This window comes from Salinivibrio sp. IB574 (assembly GCF_001996205.1).
Taxonomy (GTDB): Bacteria; Pseudomonadota; Gammaproteobacteria; order Enterobacterales; family Vibrionaceae; genus Salinivibrio; species Salinivibrio proteolyticus.
In genome coordinates this window covers 1-18102 of sequence record NZ_MUFN01000017.1, presented here as the reverse complement: position 1 = coordinate 18102, position 18102 = coordinate 1, and the positions used below count along the sequence as shown (strand labels likewise).

At 49.1% G+C, this 18102-nt stretch carries 13 protein-coding genes, 1 tRNA gene and 2 pseudogenes; 2 read left to right on the top strand and 14 right to left on the bottom strand.

Annotated elements, in window-relative coordinates:
- Positions 1 to 30: 30 nt before the first annotated feature.
- The 8 genes and pseudogenes from BZJ17_RS09895 to BZJ17_RS09860 form a co-directional block, all read right to left on the bottom strand.
- The gene (locus tag BZJ17_RS09895) at positions 31 to 333 is read right to left on the bottom strand and encodes a ComEA family DNA-binding protein (RefSeq protein ID WP_198534141.1); all 303 of its coding nucleotides are present in this window, start codon (positions 331 to 333) and stop codon (positions 31 to 33) included.
- A gap of 170 nt (positions 334 to 503) precedes the next feature.
- Complete coding sequence (gene ppiD, locus BZJ17_RS09890; protein WP_077640588.1) at positions 504 to 2384, bottom strand: peptidylprolyl isomerase; 1881 nt, start codon at positions 2382 to 2384, stop codon at positions 504 to 506.
- 168 nt (positions 2385 to 2552) lie between these two features.
- Positions 2553 to 2825 (bottom strand): nucleoid-associated protein HU-beta, encoded by a 273-nt coding sequence (gene hupB, locus BZJ17_RS09885; RefSeq protein WP_069590554.1) that lies wholly within the window; start codon positions 2823 to 2825, stop codon positions 2553 to 2555.
- Between the two features lie 188 nt (positions 2826 to 3013).
- Positions 3014 to 5386, bottom strand: coding sequence for an endopeptidase La (lon, locus tag BZJ17_RS09880; RefSeq protein ID WP_077640587.1), 2373 nt, complete (start codon positions 5384 to 5386; stop codon positions 3014 to 3016).
- 144 nt (positions 5387 to 5530) lie between these two features.
- Positions 5531 to 6808, bottom strand: coding sequence for an ATP-dependent protease ATP-binding subunit ClpX (gene clpX, locus BZJ17_RS09875; protein ID WP_069590558.1), 1278 nt, complete (start codon positions 6806 to 6808; stop codon positions 5531 to 5533).
- Positions 6809 to 7072: 264 nt separating this feature from the next.
- Entirely contained in the window at positions 7073 to 7696 is a 624-nt protein-coding gene (clpP, locus tag BZJ17_RS09870; RefSeq protein ID WP_069590560.1) for an ATP-dependent Clp endopeptidase proteolytic subunit ClpP, read from the bottom strand.
- Positions 7697 to 7974: 278 nt separating this feature from the next.
- Positions 7975 to 9014: pseudogene (gene tig, locus BZJ17_RS09865) on the bottom strand (trigger factor).
- Positions 9015 to 9359: 345 nt separating this feature from the next.
- A tRNA-Arg gene (locus BZJ17_RS09860) sits at positions 9360 to 9436 on the bottom strand.
- Positions 9437 to 9732: 296 nt separating this feature from the next.
- On the opposite strand from BZJ17_RS09860, the gene folD reads away from it, so the two are divergent.
- Complete coding sequence (gene folD, locus BZJ17_RS09855; protein ID WP_069590564.1) at positions 9733 to 10590, top strand: bifunctional methylenetetrahydrofolate dehydrogenase/methenyltetrahydrofolate cyclohydrolase FolD; 858 nt, start codon at positions 9733 to 9735, stop codon at positions 10588 to 10590.
- Positions 10591 to 10628: 38 nt separating this feature from the next.
- On the opposite strand, the gene BZJ17_RS09850 is transcribed toward folD, so the two are convergent.
- The 4 genes from BZJ17_RS09850 to BZJ17_RS09835 all read right to left on the bottom strand — a co-directional run bounded on the left by BZJ17_RS09850 (position 10629) and on the right by BZJ17_RS09835 (position 15058).
- Complete coding sequence (locus tag BZJ17_RS09850) at positions 10629 to 11876, bottom strand: response regulator (protein WP_077640586.1); 1248 nt, start codon at positions 11874 to 11876, stop codon at positions 10629 to 10631.
- A 216-nt stretch (positions 11877 to 12092) separates the two neighbouring features.
- Positions 12093 to 13313, bottom strand: coding sequence for a response regulator (locus BZJ17_RS09845; RefSeq protein ID WP_241836785.1), 1221 nt, complete (start codon positions 13311 to 13313; stop codon positions 12093 to 12095).
- 60 nt (positions 13314 to 13373) lie between these two features.
- Positions 13374 to 13871, bottom strand: a complete 498-nt coding sequence (rfaH, locus tag BZJ17_RS09840) for a transcription/translation regulatory transformer protein RfaH (protein ID WP_069590569.1) — start codon at positions 13869 to 13871, stop codon at positions 13374 to 13376.
- 131 nt (positions 13872 to 14002) lie between these two features.
- On the bottom strand, positions 14003 to 15058 hold the full coding sequence (locus BZJ17_RS09835; RefSeq protein ID WP_077640585.1) for a response regulator: 1056 nt from the start codon (positions 15056 to 15058) through the stop codon (positions 14003 to 14005).
- Between the two features lie 536 nt (positions 15059 to 15594).
- Here BZJ17_RS09835 and BZJ17_RS09830 point away from each other — a divergent pair.
- Positions 15595 to 16194, top strand: a complete 600-nt coding sequence (locus BZJ17_RS09830) for a Yip1 family protein (RefSeq protein ID WP_077640584.1) — start codon at positions 15595 to 15597, stop codon at positions 16192 to 16194.
- Between the two features lie 114 nt (positions 16195 to 16308).
- Here the strand turns inward: BZJ17_RS09830 and purF are convergent, their stop codons facing one another.
- Positions 16309 to 17844: an amidophosphoribosyltransferase gene (purF, locus tag BZJ17_RS09825; RefSeq protein ID WP_077640583.1), complete on the bottom strand. Its 1536-nt coding sequence runs from the start codon at positions 17842 to 17844 to the stop codon at positions 16309 to 16311.
- A gap of 119 nt (positions 17845 to 17963) precedes the next feature.
- A pseudogene (locus BZJ17_RS17670) lies at positions 17964 to 18102 on the bottom strand (bacteriocin production protein); the annotation flags it as partial.

Here is an 18102-nt window from a genome sequence, read left to right as displayed (position 1 = left end):
TTGTGCAAAACCTTTGCGCGTGGGGGTCATTTAGACTTTGATACGATCCCGGTTTTTCTTTAGCGTCGCGCTCCCAATCCCTTTAACCTTAATCAAATCATCCGGTGCGCGAAAAGCGCCGTGGTCATCGCGATATTCGATGATCGCGGCGGCTTTTGATGGCCCCACGCCCTCTAACTTTTCGGCGAGAGTCTTAGCATCTGCGGTATTGATGTTGACCTGTATGGTCTGCGCTTGAGCCGCATCAGGGGTCGCGCTGTCATCCGCGCTCCACGCCGTGGGCGCCAAGACCAAAGAGAGAGCAAACATTAGGCAAGTGAGTAGCTTTTTCATCAGATATCCTCTGTTGATTAATTTTCGCTCTCAACCTACGCCACTCCTACAAGCCTTGCATGTGCTCAAAAAAAGAAAAACGACGCAGGACAAAAGTCCTACGCCGTTTTTGTTGTTTCGCACACATTGCTGCGAGAGACATCTAACTCTCGCGGTGAGCCATTATCTGCTTATTGGCTGTCTGAGTCCGCGTAACTGACATCCACTTGGTTACGTAGCTCTTCCAAGGTTGCTGATAAAGACATATTGCTCATCGCACGGGCAACACGGGCTGCCATTTGGCTTTGCGGGCTAATTTCAGGCACCTCTGGCTCAATCACTTTATCCAGTGCCACAACCACCACATTACCTTGCTCATCAGTGGTCACCCCGTAGCTCGAGGTATCCGCTTCCGGCTTAGGTAAGGTAAAGGCCAGCTCTGAAATCGCACGTTGTTGAGCAACGCGGTTTAAGGTTTGTGGCTCGCTGAATGTATATTCACTGTCAGTCAGAGCACCATTGGCTTCAAGCTGTGTCAGCAAAGCATCTGCTTGCTCTTGGGCTTGCTGCTGCCCTTTTTGTGCGGCCAAGGTCTGTGCCACCTGATCCTTCACTTCATCAAAGCTCAGTTGTTTCTCAGGTTTGACATCATCCAAGCGGACCACAATGGCATGCTCACCCGAAAGCTCTATCAGTTCCGAGTTCAGGCCATTTTCACGAACGTCGTAGCTGTCCAGCGCTTGTTGCACTTCTGGACGTGCCATTACCCCTTGCGCTTGCTCTGGGGCAAAGAAGTCAGTGATTTGTACCTTACCATTGATTGCAGCAGCAGCTGGCTCAAGACCATTGGCATCTTCAAACGCGACTTCGGCGAGCTTTGTTGATTGAGCATAGAAACGATCCGCCGCGCGCTCTTGCTGCAGCGCAACGCGAATATCGTCTTTCACCTCACTCAGTGGCGTGATATCCGCAGCATCGATATCATCCAGACGGATGATGTGATAGCCGAAGTCTGATTTTACTACTTGGCTATAGTCACCCTTGTTGGCTAGCGCATACGCCGCTTTTTCAAACGCAGGATCCATCACACCGGGCTCAATCCAATCCAGTGATCCACCTTGTTCGGCACTGTAAGTATCATCAGAGACTTGCTGTGCCAGTTCACTAAAGTCTTCGCCTTGGTTCAAGCGCTCAAGTGCTGCCTCAGCACGAGCTTTGGCGTCGTCACCAGTCCCTTCAATCAGAATATGACTGACTTTGCGACGCTCTTGAGAACCATACTGCGATTGGTTTTCTTGATAGTAAGCGGCAATGTCTTCGTCAGTGACTTGGATATCGTCAGCCAGCCCTTCACCGGTTAACTCCACATACGCCACTTTTACCATGCGAGGTTGCACATAGTCGTCTTGATTGGCTTGATAGTAAGCTTCAAGCTCTTCGTCTGACAAAGAAACCTTGGCAGCAAATGCATCCACCGGCAGCGTGATAGTACGCACTTCACGGCTTTGCGCTTCTAGACGGTAAAGACTTTCCAGTTCACTTGGCAGCACAAATTCAGAGGCTTGCAACGCCGTAAGCAGCTGCTGACGGACTAAGTCAGTCCGTACATAGTTGGCAAACTCATCCGCGCTCAACCCAGTCTGGCGCAATGCGGCTTGATAGCGCTCATTGTTGAATTGTCCGCCTTGACGGAATTGTGGCATCGCACGAATGGCATCTTTGACTTGCGCGTCACTGACGCGTAACCCGAGTTCACTGGCTTCATGTTCAAGCAAGAGATCGTCAACCATCCGGTCGAGAATGTTTTGGCGAAAACGCTTCACATACTCAGGATCACCCAGTAATTGATTGAACAGCTCACCGGCTTGCTGCTGCATGCGCGCGCGTTCGTTTTGGTATGCACGTTCAAGCTGTGCACGACTAATCTCTTTATCGCCTACCGTTGCCGCGGGCGGGTTGGAACCCCCTGCCAGATAGCTGCCGACCCCGGCAAAAGCAAAGGAAAAGATAATAAGGCTTAAAATGATCTTCACCGCAAGGCTGTTGGTGCCTTCGCGTATACGTTCCATCATAACTGGCCGGTACTCCAACTGATTTGGGCTGGTGGTTTATCAACTAAAAAGGCGCATCGAATGATGCGCCTTTACGCTCTTCTTGCCGGATTATACGCGGTTGTTATTGGCTTTGCAGCTCTAACACCCGGTCAAACTTGAATAATTCGGCAATGGCTCACGCTGTGATTAGTTCACGGCGTCTTTCAGTGCTTTACCTGCTTTGAAGCCAGGTACTTTGGCGGCAGCAATTTGAATCTCTGCACCGGTTTGCGGGTTACGGCCAGTACGCGCTGCACGCTCGCGTACAGAGAAGGTACCAAAGCCTACCAGAGCGACTTGGTCACCCGACTTCAGCGTATCAGAAACCGCTTCTACGAAGGCATCCAGTGCACGGCCCGCCGACGCTTTAGAAATATCGGCACCCTCTGCGATTTGATCAATCAGTTGCGACTTATTCACTTTTTCATCCCCTTACAATACTTCTCCGCAAATCCCATTCTTTTGCGGTATTAATAAAAGACGCTTTATCGACGAAAGACGTTGAAAGCTTCCTCGCCCACCCCATGCGGGCCAAGGCTTCGACTTAACGTTAGCTAGCAAAAAAAACGCTGACAAGCCTTTTGCGGTCTGTCAGCGTTTTACGTTGCTTAATTTTGCTGCATGTCACTCTTTTCGGGCTTAACTAGCTCAATACCGAGTGGATTATTTTCCAACGCAATGGTCAAAACCTCATCAATCCAACGCACGGGATGAATGTCGATTTCTTCTTTCACATTGTCAGGAATATCCTCAAGATCCCGTTCATTCTCTTTTGGGATCACCACAGTTTTGATGCCACCACGACGTGCCGCCAGCAGTTTCTCTTTTAAGCCGCCGATGGGCAGCACTTCGCCGCGTAGAGTAATCTCACCCGTCATTGCTACGTCAGAACGGACTGGGTTACCGGTCAAGCTCGACACTAGCGCCGTACACATAGCGATACCTGCGCTCGGGCCGTCTTTAGGCGTTGCCCCTTCAGGAACGTGCACGTGAATGTCACGTTTTTCGTAAAAGTCGCTATTAATGCCCAGCTTATCTGCACGGCTACGCACCACTGTCATGGCTGCCTGCACAGATTCTTGCATCACATCACCCAACGACCCTGTGTGGGTGAGTTTGCCTTTGCCCGGCATCGATTCAGTCTCGATGGTCAGTAGGTCGCCGCCCACTTCGGTCCACGCAAGTCCTGTCACCTGACCAATTCGGTTTTGCTCATCGGCTTTACCGTAGTCAAAGCGGCGCACACCCAAGTAATCTTTCAGGTTATCCGCGGTGACCGTGACCGCTTTAAGATCTTTATCCAACAAGATCTCTTTCACGGTTTTACGGCACAGCTTCGAGATTTCACGCTCGAGGTTACGCACGCCCGCTTCGCGCGTGTAGTAACGAATAATGCCGATAATGGCAGAGTCTTCGATGGTGATCTCGTGAGGCTTCAAGCCATTGCGCTTCACTTGCTTGTCAATCAAGTGACGTTTAGCGATATTCAGTTTTTCGTCTTCGGTGTAGCCAGATAAACGAATAACTTCCATCCGATCCAATAACGGGCCAGGAATATTCATGGAGTTCGACGTTGCCACAAACATGGTGTCTGACAGGTCGTAATCCACTTCCAGATAGTGGTCGTTAAAGGCGTTGTTTTGCTCAGGATCGAGAACTTCAAGCAATGCCGAAGACGGATCACCACGCATATCCGATGACATCTTGTCGATTTCATCGAGCAAGAACAGCGGGTTGCGAACTCCCACTTTCGCCATTTTCTGGATTAATTTACCCGGCAGCGACCCTATGTAGGTACGGCGGTGACCACGGATTTCCGCTTCATCACGCACTCCACCCAACGCCATACGGGTATATTTACGCCCAGTGGCGCGTGCAATCGACTGTCCCAGAGAGGTTTTACCTACCCCCGGAGGACCAACCAAGCACAAGATGGGCCCCTTGAGCTTGTTCATTCGGTTTTGCACTGCGAGGTACTCAAGGATACGGTCTTTAACGCGCTCCAAGCCATAATGATCGGCATTGAGTACTTCTTCAGCTTTAGCGAGATCCTTTTTCACCTTAGAACGCTTGGTCCAAGGCACACTGATCATCCAATCGATATAGCTGCGCACAACAGTCGCTTCTGCCGACATTGGCGACATCATCTTCAGCTTCTGCAATTCTTGCTCGGTTTTTTCTCGAGCTTCTTGCGGCATTTTAGATTCTTCGATTTTCTGCTTCAGCGCTTCAAACTCATCGGGAGCATCATCCAGCTCACCCAACTCTTTTTGGATGGCTTTCATCTGCTCATTGAGGTAGTACTCGCGCTGGCTTTTCTCCATCTGCTTTTTCACGCGGCCACGAATACGCTTTTCGACCTGCAGCAAGTCAATTTCTGACTCCATCATGGTCATCAAGTATTCAAGGCGCTCAGCGATGTCGATAATTTCGAGAACTTTTTGCTTATCTTGCAGTTTTAACGGCATGTGAGCCGCGATGGTATCAGCTAGGCGAGCGGCTTCTTCAATCCCATTCAGTGACGTTAACACTTCCGGTGGGATCTTCTTATTCAGCTTGATAAAGCCTTCAAATTGGCTGATCGCAGTACGAACCAATACCTCTTGCTCACGTTCGTCCATGGCTGGCGTGGTGAGGTATTCGGCTTCCGCCGTAAAGAAGTCGTCTTCGCTAAACTGGCCGATACGTGCACGTTGCATCCCCTCAACCAGCACCTTAACCGTACCATCCGGAAGTTTAAGAAGCTGAAGGATCGTCGCTACCGTACCAACGGTGTACAAGTCAGAGATGCTCGGGTCATCGGTGGCGGCATCTTTTTGCGCCACCAACAGAATTTGTTTGTCATTGTCCATCGCCGCTTCTAAACAGCGGATCGATTTCTCCCTTCCCACAAAGAGTGGTATCACCATGTGAGGATAAACCACCACATCCCGAAGTGGCAGCACCGGAATTTCAATGCGCTCGGAACGCTCCAAGTTCATATGCTTCTCTCTTCCGTTCAATCTGATTAAGAGTATATGGGGACTGTTGGACAGGTTTCAACGGCTCCACCGCCAGAAAATAAAAAAGGGAGCAATCACTCCCTTTTCTTTTACCACTGATAAGGTTACACGCAATACTCGCGATTATTCACCACCAGCTGCTTGGCTATCAGCGTGTTCATATATCAATAGCGGCGCTGACTCACCACGGATCACTGATTCGTCAATCACCACCTTGCTTACCTCTTTACTCGATGGCAAGTCGTACATGGTATCCAACAACACAGCTTCTACGATTGAGCGTAGACCGCGAGCACCAGTCTTGCGTTCCATGGCTTTCTTAGCGATGGCACGAAGCGCGTCATCACGGAACTCAAGTTCAACCCCGTCTAACTCTAGCAATGCACTGTATTGCTTGGTTAGCGCGTTTTTTGGCTCTCGCAAAATCTGTACGAGCGCATGCTCGTCCAGTTCTTTAAGTACCGCTGTGACCGGTAAACGGCCGATAAACTCAGGGATCAAGCCGTATTTGACCAGATCTTCTGGTTCAACTTTACCGAAAAACTCGTCTGCTGACTTGTCGCTTGCACCTCGGACTTCTGCACCAAAACCGATGCCAGATCCCTTATCGACACGCTGCTCAACCACTTTATCTAACCCAGCGAATGCACCGCCACAGATAAAGAGGATTTTCGAGGTATCAACTTGCAAGAACTCTTGTTGTGGATGCTTGCGGCCACCTTGAGGTGGAACCGATGCGACTGTCCCTTCTACCAATTTCAGTAGGGCTTGCTGCACACCCTCACCCGATACGTCTCGCGTGATCGATGGGTTATCGGATTTGCGTGAGATTTTGTCAATCTCATCAATATATACAATACCGCGCTCTGCTTTGGCGACATCATAGTCACACTTTTGCAGCAGCTTTTGGATAATGTTTTCGACGTCTTCACCGACATAACCCGCTTCGGTCAATGTGGTGGCATCCGCCATGGTAAATGGTACATCCAGGAAACGCGCAAGCGTCTCAGCCAGTAGGGTTTTACCACTACCCGTCGGGCCTATCAGCAAGATATTACTTTTGCCAAGTTCAACGCCGTCGGCGCTTTTATCGCCATTGCGCAAGCGTTTGTAGTGGTTGTACACGGCAACCGACAGTACCTTTTTGGCTTGCTCTTGGCCGATAACATAATCATCCAGATGCTCACGGATTTCACGCGGCGTAGGAAGAGCATCTCCCTCACGCTTTGGCATCACTTCTTTGATTTCTTCACGGATGATGTCGTTACATAGGTCGACACACTCGTCGCAAATGTAGACCGATGGCCCAGCAATTAACTTGCGAACTTCATGTTGGCTCTTACCACAGAACGAGCAGTAAAGCAGCTTGCCGCTTCCACCGTCTTTTCGCTTGTCTGTCATTCGCTAACCTCTTTGGGGCGTTTGCCCATCGTTGCCTTTTGTTGAGTTTACAACAAATCGGCCACTTTTTCCGACCCGACATCCGCTCACATGTGTGGGAATGAGAAGTTATCCTCTCATTTCAATGCATAGCGGTATACCTTTTCTACTTGGCGCAACAATACCGGACTTCGTGCGCTCTAGCATTACACCCATGTTTGGGTGTAATCCGGCGAGCCATGGTCTGTTCCGCTGTCACGCCAAGCATGCAGGGTATTGTCTGGTTTAATCTCTTTGATTGAGTACGGCGTCAACCAAGCCATAGTCCACCGCTTCTTGAGCAGACATGAAATTATCGCGGTCCGTATCACGTTCGATAATCTCCATCGGCTGACCCGTATGCTCTGCCAGCAAGGTATTCAGGCGATGCTTGGTTTTGATCATTTCTTTGGCATGGATTTCAATATCTGACGCCTGCCCTTGGAAACCGCCAAGTGGTTGGTGAATCATCACGCGTGAGTTTGGTAGGCAATAACGCTTACCCTTTGCACCACCCGCAAGCAGGAAAGAGCCCATTGAACAGGCTTGGCCTGTACACAGTGTGCTCACATCCGGTTTGATGAACTGCATGGTGTCATAAATTGCCATACCGGCGGTCACCACACCACCTGGAGAGTTGATATACAGATAAATATCTTTTTCTGGATTCTCCGACTCCAAGAACAACATCTGGGCCACAATCAGGTTGGCCATTTGATCTTCTACCTGACCAGTGAGAAAAATGATGCGTTCTTTCAACAGGCGGGAGTAGATATCGTAGGAACGCTCTCCTCGCGATGTTTGTTCAACCACCATGGGAACCAAAGCATCCATGATGGGGGGCATTGCGTGTTTATCTTGATTGCTCATAGCGTAATATCCCTAATCGAATTCGTTAACTCTCGCCTTAACCAAGGTTTAGCATAAAACGCTGTAACAGGTCACTAAAATGTTATGTCGTTGATCGCAGCTGGATGATTCATCGACAATTTTCTAAGCAAAAGTTACCTTCGCTATCGCATGATTGGCGGACAGTCGAATAGAACCTTAGACGGAAAAAATGGCCCAAATGACAAGTCATTAGGGCCATTTTATGCAGATACATGAACGGGGTGTCAATGACAACACCCACGTTTTTTATTGCGTTTTTACGCTTGTGGTGCTGCGTTCATCAGATCGCTAAAGCCAACGTTGGCTTCAGAAACCTTCGCTTTACCCAACAGCGCGTCGATCGCTTGCTCTTCAAGCGCGACATTACGCATGTTTTCCATCAGCTTCTGATCTTTTTCGTAGTAAGCAACCACTTCTGCTGGATCTTCGTATGCAGAAGCCATTTCTTCGATCAGAGCTTTAACTCGCTCGTCGTCTGCTTCTAGCTCTTCTGCTTTGATCACTTCACCCAGCAGCAGGCCAACGCTAACACGACGTTTGGCTTGTTCTTCAAACAGCTCACGTGGCAGTTGTGATGCACTGTCCATGTTGCCACCAAAACGTTGAGCCGCTTGCTGGCGCAGAACATTGATTTCTTGATCGATCAAGGCAGACGGTACGTCGATTTGGTTTTGCTCAACCAAGCCGTCAAGGACTTGCTCTTTGATCTTGTTTTTGATCGCTTGCTTCAGCTCGCGTTCCATGTTCTTACGGACTTCGGCTTTCAGGCCTTCAACGCTGCCATCCGCAATGCCGAAGCGCTGAACGAACTCTTCAGTTAGCTCTGGCAATTCTTGCGCTTCAACAGTGTGAAGTTTGATCGCGAACTGCGCCGCTTTACCTTTTAGGTTCTCAGCGTGGTAGTCTTCTGGGAAGTTGACGTCGATAGTGAATTCTTCACCCGCTTTCTTGCCAACCAAGCCGTCTTCGAAACCAGGGATCATGCGGCCTTGGCCCATGACTAGCTGGAAGCCTTCCGCTTTACCGCCTTCGAATTCTTCGCCGTCAATGGTACCTGTGAAGTCTAGCGTTACACGGCTATCTTCTTTTACTTCACCGTCAGCTTCAACCCAGTTCGCTTGCTGCTTACGCAGGGTAGTCAGCATTTCTTCAACGTCGCTGTCTTGTACTTCTGCGTGCGGTTTTTCAACTTCGATCGCATCCAAACTTTCGTGACTGCGTCTTCAATGTTTGCAGCAGGCACAGTGATGGTCATTTGGCGCTTTAGGCCTTCGGTGGTTTCAACGGTAACTTGCATTATAAAATTAACCTCAAATTTACTCAGGGGTACTGAGTGATGTTGACCAGTTTTTACTGGTGTCATCATCCGAGCTATGAATCCGTCATAGCCCCTGCGAATCCGGATACACGCAATTGGCGTATCGAGCTATCTCATCCGAGACTGAAAATTAAGACGCGCTATTATAGCGGCACCCGTCAACTGAGTCGAGACAAGGGGCGACCTATGGCGTTTCAATATCGAAATTGGGGTGATATCTCACAATTCAACCGGGCAAGATCACATCTTTTTGTGTTTTTGCACTGTTTGGTTAGCTTTTGAGCAGAAACGGGAGATTATCTTCGCTAGCGAGAACGAAAGAAATGGCACGCCCTACAGGATTCGAACCTGTGACCCACGGCTTAGAAGGCCGTTGCTCTATCCAACTGAGCTAAGGGCGCAAAATAGATATGCAGCGGGGATTATAAAGCGAGGTCAGGCGTCGTCAACGGTTTTCACCGAAATGTCTAATCAGTTGCTCAAAAGCACGCCAGTTCGCGCGGCATAAAAGCCCTGTTGTGTGGAGCTCCTCCAATCAATATAAGGCGATATCTGGCACCACACCTTTGATTCACAATAACTTTGGCGGTTTCTCTGCCACCAAACCACCAAAAGCAAACGTTTGCGCAATAGCTTTTACGTCCGAAGTTTGTCACAATAACGACCCGTTTTTTGCTCTCTTAGCCAAAGGATACTTATGGCCGCACAAATCATTGATGGAAAACTGATCGCGCAAACGGTGCGTCGAGAAGTCGCAGCACGTGTTGCTGCCCGTAAAGAAGCGGGACGCCGTGCGCCCGGGCTTGCCGTGATTTTAGTGGGTGACGATCCAGCGTCACAGGTTTATGTGGGCAGTAAGCGTCGCGTCTGTGATGAAGTGGGCTTTGTCTCTCGCTCTTACGATTTGCCGTCAACCTGCTCTCAGCATGAATTACTGACGCTGATCGATACACTCAATGATGACGACACCATCGATGGTATCTTGGTGCAACTGCCTTTACCTGCGGGCATTGATGCTACCTCTGTCCTTGAACGTATCCGTCCCGACAAAGACGTCGACGGCTTCCATCCTTACAATGTGGGCCGTTTGTGCCAACGTATGCCAACCCTGCGTTCCTGTACCCCAAAAGGGATCATCACCTTACTTGATCGCTACAACGTACCTTTGCGTGGCAAACATGCCGTTGTCGTCGGTGCCTCAAACATTGTCGGCCGTCCGATGACACTAGAGTTGCTCCTCGCCGGATGTACCACGACCACTTGCCATCGTTTTACCCAAGATCTCGAAGCGCATGTTCGTCAAGCCGATGTGTTAGTGGTCGCCGTCGGTAAGCCTAAGTTTATTCCTGGCGAGTGGATCAAGCCCGGTGCGATTGTGATTGATGTAGGAATTAATCGCATGGATAGCGGCCAGCTAATCGGTGATATTGACTATGACGTGGCATACGAAAAGGCAAGCCATATCACGCCTGTTCCCGGCGGTGTTGGCCCAATGACGGTGGCAACACTGATTGAGAATACCTTGATGGCCTGTGAGCAATACCACGACGCCTAATCGTGTGATGATAAGAAGCCGGCTGACCGCCGGCTTTTTTACACCAACAGCGCCGGTTGCGGCTCTGACGCTTTAACGAGTTGATTACGCCCTTTCGCTTTGGCTTGATATAAACAATGGTCAGCACGCTGGATCAACTGATGGACAGACGCATCCCCGTGCACCATGCCAATGCTCACCGTAAATTGAAATGCCTGATCGTAAGGTGTCCACGTTGTCGCCGCTAGCTCTTCTCGCATCGCGTTTAGGCGGGCCTCAAAGCCTTGGTCATTGTTACCGTACAGTACACAGAACTCTTCACCACCAAATCGTGCAACCAACGCGTCTGGGAAATAACGATTCAACACTTTGGCCAACTCAATCAGCGCAATATCGCCAATATGATGACCCAAGCTATCATTCACTTTTTTAAAGTGGTCAATGTCAATCAAGGCTAGCCCTCGTGGGCCATTGTTTTTCCGCGTTTGAGGATGCTCGAAAAAGTAACGACGGTTCCAGGTTTGGGTCAAATAGTCGGTATTTGCCAAATGAAACAAACGCCTTTCTGTATCCAGCGCATTTAATGTGCTGTGCAAACGGCAGTAAAATTCCTCTTGGTTAAATGGCTTTGCCAGAAAGTCGTTCGCACCTGCTTTTAGAAAACGGGCCGTCAAACTTGGATCGTCATCGCCGGATAAACCAATAATGGCAAGCTGGCCATCGACTTTGTGCTGACGGAGTGCCTTGACCAGTTGAACCCCATCCATTTTTGGCATAGTGAAGTCGGTGATCACTAATGAAATTCGCGGATCGGCACGCACCATCGCAAGTGCTTCCTGCCCATCTTGCGCATCCATCACATTTAGATACTGGCGCTCCAGTAAGCTGCGCACATAACGACGCGAGGTCAGCGAGTCATCCACCACCAATACATGATGCTGCTGGTTTTTCTCGAGGCGATGCAGCAACGGTGCAATTGATGAGACACAAGCTGGGCTGTCTTTGGGGATGTAATCAATCACAGTTTTCGCCAGCACACGCTCCCGCGTACGTGCATCCATCATGGCCGTTAATACAATGACTTTGATATCGAGTGACAAGCACACATCAATGATTTCACCGTCCTGACCGTCGGGCAAACAATAATCCAGTATCGCGCAAAGAAAATCTGTTTCTTGATTTAAAATCGTTTCTGCTTGTGCGATCGAACTTGCAATACAGGGAATATAACCGGCTTTACGGATTTCAGTTTCAAGTAACCGTCTGAAAGGTCGGCTATCTTCCACAACCAACACTTTGTATTCCATAAGCAAAGCACCATATCTGGCATAAGTTGTGCGCGAGAAATGCGCAATTTGGGCAAGAAGCGGCCAAGGTTACGCTTAATCAAGAGGTTGAATGTTAAATATGATGGCAAATCTCAACATTGAGACACTTTTGTACCTAGTGAAGGGACAGAGACGATTGTTTGTGCCGAAAAAACGCCCAGTTTGTCTACTTTAAAAGTCAGACTGTCAACTTTATTACGATAGTGCGATCAGGCAATTACGCCCCATTTCTTTGGCTTGATACAAACCTCGGTCCGCATCATGCAACATGGCTTCAATCCCACCTTGCGCAGAGACAACACCAATACTGACAGTGACCGTTATTTCAAATCCAGAAACAGGAATGATGACGTCCGCTTGCTCTTGTCGATAGCGCTCTAACGCCTGTTGAAAGGTAGACTGCTCTCGGGTCGATAAGACACAAAATTCTTCACCACCTAGCCGAGCAACCAAATCATTCTCGAAGTGTGCACTTAACGTTGCAGCCATGTGAGACAACACCTCATCGCCAATGTGATGTCCATACTGGTCGTTGATGCGCTTGAAATGGTCAATATCGATAATGGCTAGATGTTTAATCTCCTCATCCGGCAGCTTCTCGCTCTGGGAAAAAAAGTAACGTCGATTCCAAAGTGCCGTTAAAAAGTCGGTATTGGCTAATGTAAATAAACGCCGCTCGCTATCGATCGCGTTTAGGCAAGAGTGCACACGGCAATAGAACTCTTCTTGATTAAATGGCTTTTGTAAATAATCATTCGCGCCCGCCTTAAGAAAACGGGTCGTCAGAGTATCATCATGGTGGCCAGATAGCCCGATGACAGCGAGCATGGCGCCTTCATGGTGCTTTCTGATCTGATGGACCAAGGCAATTCCATCCATGTTCGGCATCGCATAATCAGTAATGACCAAGGTAATCCCAGGCGTCATCGATAACATAGATAGCGCTTGCTCACCGTCATTGGCTTCATGGACTTTGAGATATTGGCGTTCAAGCGTGGCCGCAACATGTTTTCGTACTGAGGGAGAGTCGTCGACAATGAGCACTTGATGATCTTTATTGCGCGATAATCGCAACAACAGTTGACAGACTGCCTGCACACAATGGCTGCTGTCTTTCGGTATATAGTCAATCACCGGCTTAGCAAGCACTTGCTTGCGAATGGTCTCCGTTTGAGAAGCCGTCAAGACAATGACTTTTAAATGGTTGGCAAGACAAAGATCAATTACCTCACCGTGTTGCGCATCAGGCAGGTTATAGTCTAAAACCGCGCACAAAAAATCGGCGTCTTGATTCAGAACCGCTTCTGCATCGGCCATACAGGCCACCGCCACGGTCGAAAAGCCATGCTGACGAGCTTCATACTCGACCAACATCCGAAAAGCGCGGCTGTCTTCAACGATCAGCACCTTTTCCACACACTCCCCCGCTATCTCGTGTCCTTAGATAGAAAGTGTAGCAGTCATGTGCGGCGTGGATTAGACAGCTCTGACGTGACGATTGTCGACGCGCAACTCCGTTTGCTTGTTGAGAATTTTGATCAGCAGAATGGAACGCATCTCACCGTCTTTTTCCTTAAAAATCGCTTCCGCCCCTTCAAATTGCCCCGCTTGGATCGTGACCGCTTGGCCGGGTTTAAAGCCATCATTAAGCTTGTCACGCTGCTCGTCGCTATCTTCCATAATCATAAGCTGCTGAATAAGCGATTGGTCAACTCGAATAGGATGCGCGCCTTGGCGAACAAAGTCGACTACGCCTCGCGTTGAGCGGACGGACGTGTATTGCACCTCTTCAGGATCGAAGTGAGCAAACACATAATTAGGGAAAAGGGGCTCTTCAACTTGCTGGCACTTACCACGGCGAAGCTTCTCAACCGTGACGATGGGGTAATAACAGTCTACGCCTTGGCGCTTTAAGTTTTGCTCAGCGCGTTGTTGTTCCGCGCGTTTACAGTAGAGCAGATACCAATGCTTCATGTCGTTCTGTCCTTGAAATCGGCTTTCGCATTACGCCATTAAATCATAGCAGCACAGCGACATGAGTATACGGATGTTAACACAACGCAGCAAGGCGCAAGCCCCATTATACCGAGGCTCCCGCACTATTTTTATGCAATTCTTTGGATATCAACACTAAAGCTGTTAAGCCCAACTTCACTTAGTGACACACGCGCATCACCCGCTCCCATGTCGACATATTGGAACTGGCTGTGAATAGCATCTTTCCCTAACCAGTGCGCGCTATGCAGCAAACTGGTCGCGCCACAACTATCAACTGTCGCGGTCAGTCCCGCCGGAAAGATCTCCAATTGATTGTCAGCAGTATTCAACACCCCAAACATGGCACGGATGGGGGATGCATACGAAGAAGCCCGAATTGCATCTTCGATTCGTTTTACCAGGGTGAGAAAACCACGCTCATTGACATCTTGGGTACGTACAAACTCATTAAAGAATGCCCGGATCATTAATGTTGTTGCCGTTCCATCCTCTCCGGCCGAGGCAGAATCGACAACATAAAAAGCCATTTTTCCGCCCATCAGCCAAGTGTAATCGAGCACGATCGGATTCGCGTCGGCCGATTGGAGCGAATGATAGGACAAGCGCCACGCACCCTGTTGAGAGTCTGGCTCAGGCATCAGCCCCATTAAAAGCTCTCGCGCGCTGCCAGGATTATGCTTCAGCGCATCCAAGTGCCACTTGAGTTCATTTTCAGAGGCACCGCGGTCGGCATCTTCACACACTTTAAACCATTGCTGACTGAAATCGTCATTGGCATGTACATCATCGTCGGCGTCATCAATCACCGTCTCAATGGCTTTTTTGACCACATTGATGTCTTCTATCGGCTTAATCAAAAAATCTTTCACACCGAACCTTAGTGCTTGGGCAACATCCGCCATACCTCCCGTGCCTGAAATGACGATCATCGGCAACATTGGGTATTCCACACTCACTTCTTCAACAAATTCTAGGCCAGTCATCACCGGCATGGATAAATCGCTAATCAGTAAATCTGGAATGGATTGACGAAGCGCTTGCAACCCCTCTAATCCGTTTTCAACCTCACGCACTGTTGCACCTTCACGCTCGAGAAATGACGCAATCATACGGCTAAACACGGGATCGTCTTCGACGATCAAAATTTCTTTATTATGCAACACGATGCYCTCTCCTCCAGGACTGCAAAGCAGCGGCTGTCTCCCATTCGACATTACCCGATAAGAATAGTTGAACTCAGACTCTCAGGGCGATAATAATGATAATTAAATCGACAACGGGATATAAACAGCTGTTTAAAATGGAGTTTTTATTACTACTTTGCTAGACATCTCACTCAAGCCAACGGTCGGCAGCATAAAAAAGGCTTGTAAATCAATTACTCTATAACAGTACGCTACTCGGTATTAACACGATAAAAAGTCTTTCTGAAACATGAAAGCCATCACACAACGTACATTGATTGTCTACATTTAGAGACAGCACCCATACTTTCTGCCTGTCTCGTGCTTACAGGTGTAGCGCACCTTATCTGCTCTACAGTGCGAATACTTGCATATTCAACCCTTTCCGACTAGATGTTAACTGTATGTAAAATAAATTGGCGTCGGTTAATCACAGTGCATGGACAGTCTCAAACAGGGCAACCTTTTTTGTGGTGGCGCTTGCACGGATTCAGGAAGGATAAGTGGGGGTAGCTATGATTTTAAGTCATCTTCTCGGGTTGTATACGCACCCGAAAAAGGAATGGAAGACCATTGGTGAGCGTCATGAAAGCGCATCACACAGTATTGGTCATGCACTGTTATTGGCGCTGATCCCGCCAGTTTGCGCTTATTACTCCAGTGTAAACATCGGTTGGAAAATCGGGGTAGGAGAACCGATCTTTCTCACTGCACAAAGCGCATTGTTTATCGCCAGTGCGATGTATCTAGCACTAATCGGTGGTGTATGCGCGCTTGCCTACCTCACGTTGTGGATGAGTCGAACCTTTGGTTCCGCTCCCACTTACACCCAATGCTTGGAGCTGGCAGCGTACACCGCGACGCCAATCTTTATGGTTGGACTGGCAACCCTATATCCGGTTGTATGGTTTGTGATGATCGTCGGGCTGATTGGTATCGCCTACTCGGTATATTTACTCTATACCGGTGTACCCATTCTTATGGAGATTCCTGAAGAGCGCGGTTTTATCTACGCAAGCTCGGTGGTCACTTGCGGTTTGGTGTTACTGGTCGCCATATTGGCATCGTCGGTGATTCTGTGGAATGTTGGGATAGGACCTGTGTTTACGCACTAGCATATTGATGAATAGGGCGGCCAGCGCCTAGATGCATTGGCGCGTGCCGTCAAAGATAAAAAAGCCGCATCGAATGCGGCTTTTTGTCGTCATTATCACGCTATCCACGGGCTTTTAGCTTTCGTTGTGGATCTCCAAATTGGCAAGCTCTTGTTGTTGTTCACGAACCGTTTTTGCATCATCGCTACGTAAGCTTTGTACGTACTCCAAATACGCTTGGTCAACATCATTGGTCACGTACTCACCACTAAACACAGAGGTTTCAAAACGTTCTATGGCTGGGTTCGCCTCACCGACCGCGGCAACAAGATCGCTTAGGTCTTGATATATCAAACCGTCGGCACCAATCAGTTTGGTAATTTCATCCACTTCTCGTCCATGAGCAATCAGCTCATTGGCACTGGGCATATCAATACCATACACGTTGGGGAAGCGCACTTCTGGTGCAGCGGAGGCGATATACACTTCTTTCGCGCCGGCTTCACGCGCCATTTCAATGATCTGCTCCGACGTCGTGCCACGCACAATCGAGTCATCCACCAACAAAACGCGCTTATCTTTAAATTCTGAGCGGATTGCATTGAGCTTGCGGCGTACTGATTTACGGCGCATTTGTTGACCGGGCATGATAAACGTGCGGCCTACATAGCGGTTTTTTACAAACCCTTGTCGATAGGGCTTGCCGAGCACCTGTGCAATTTCGAGCGCAATATCACAGGACGTTTCAGGAATAGGGATGACCACATCAATGTCCATTTCTTCCCAGTCTCGCTGTATTTTCGCGCCCAATTTTTGTCCCATACGAACGCGCGCGCCATACACCGAAATTTTATCGATAAATGAGTCAGGGCGAGAGAAATAAACGAATTCAAAAATACACGGGTGCAAACTTGGTGAGGCTGCACATTGGCACGTGTGAAGTTGGCCATCGAAAGTAATGTAGACGGCTTCACCCGGGGCCACATCACGAACAAAGTCAAAACCAACCGCATCAAGTGCAACCGACTCTGAAGCAACCATGTATTCAACTTGGCCTTGCTCTTCACGCTTGCCCAGACACAGGGGACGAATACCATGCGGGTCACGGAAGGCAATCATGCCATGACCGATAATCATGGATACCACCGCGTAGGCACCCGATACCTGCTCATGCACCGAGCGGACGGCAGCAAACATATCATCGGCGGTAAGCGGATGTGACACGGCGTTAGAAAGCTGGTGCGCAAGAACGTTGAGGAGGATTTCAGAATCTGAGGTGGTATTTAGGTGACGGCGGTCTTTTTCAAACAAGGAGTGACGGAGTGCTTCTGCATTGGTCAAGTTCCCGTTGTGCGCCAAGGTTATTCCATAGGGAGAGTTGACATAAAACGGCTGCGCTTCTGAGGCACTAGAGCTGCCGGCGGTCGGATAACGCACATGGCCAATACCGACATGACCTTGTAAACGTTGCATATGTTTGAGTTGAAAAACATCCTTCACCAAGCCATTTGCTTTGCGAAGGCGGAAACGATTGTCGTCGATGGTGACAATCCCGGCTGCATCTTGGCCGCGGTGCTGTAGCACCGTTAACGCATCATAGATGGACTGGTTGACCGGATTGGCCCCTACGATTCCAACAATACCACACGATGGTGACAATCCCGGCTGCATCTTGGCCGCGGTGCTGTAGCACCGTTAACGCATCATAGATGGACTGGTTGACCGGATTGGCCCCTACGATTCCAACAATACCACACATGTCAGCTATTCCTTGTTACGCGTAAACCAGCCTAAGACCCCGCGATCTTAGGTAAGAAACTGGAACTGTTCTCGAGGAAGTTAAAGAACCATTCAATAACTACAGCAAAGTTAGGAATCAGTTCAGATTGTCCCCATGCTTGGGTTTTAGAGACTGACGTACACGCATCC

Bases quoted from the DNA above. Each gene is read 5' to 3' on its own strand.
- clpX (WP_069590558.1), bottom strand. From the start codon at position 6,808: ATGACAGACAAGCGAAAAGACGGTGGAAGCGGCAAGCTGCTTTACTGC.
- folD (WP_069590564.1), top strand. From the start codon at position 9,733: ATGGCCGCACAAATCATTGATGGAAAACTGATCGCGCAAACGGTGCGT.
- ppiD (WP_077640588.1), bottom strand. From the start codon at position 2,384: ATGATGGAACGTATACGCGAAGGCACCAACAGCCTTGCGGTGAAGATC.
- purF (WP_077640583.1), bottom strand. From the start codon at position 17,844: ATGCAGCCGGGATTGTCACCATCGTGTGGTATTGTTGGAATCGTAGGG.
- clpP (WP_069590560.1), bottom strand. From the start codon at position 7,696: ATGAGCAATCAAGATAAACACGCAATGCCCCCCATCATGGATGCTTTG.
- BZJ17_RS09830 (WP_077640584.1), top strand. From the start codon at position 15,595: ATGATTTTAAGTCATCTTCTCGGGTTGTATACGCACCCGAAAAAGGAA.
- lon (WP_077640587.1), bottom strand. From the start codon at position 5,386: ATGAACTTGGAGCGTTCCGAGCGCATTGAAATTCCGGTGCTGCCACTT.
- rfaH (WP_069590569.1), bottom strand. From the start codon at position 13,871: ATGAAGCATTGGTATCTGCTCTACTGTAAACGCGCGGAACAACAACGC.
- BZJ17_RS09895 (WP_198534141.1), bottom strand. From the start codon at position 333: ATGAAAAAGCTACTCACTTGCCTAATGTTTGCTCTCTCTTTGGTCTTG.
- BZJ17_RS09850 (WP_077640586.1), bottom strand. From the start codon at position 11,876: ATGGAATACAAAGTGTTGGTTGTGGAAGATAGCCGACCTTTCAGACGG.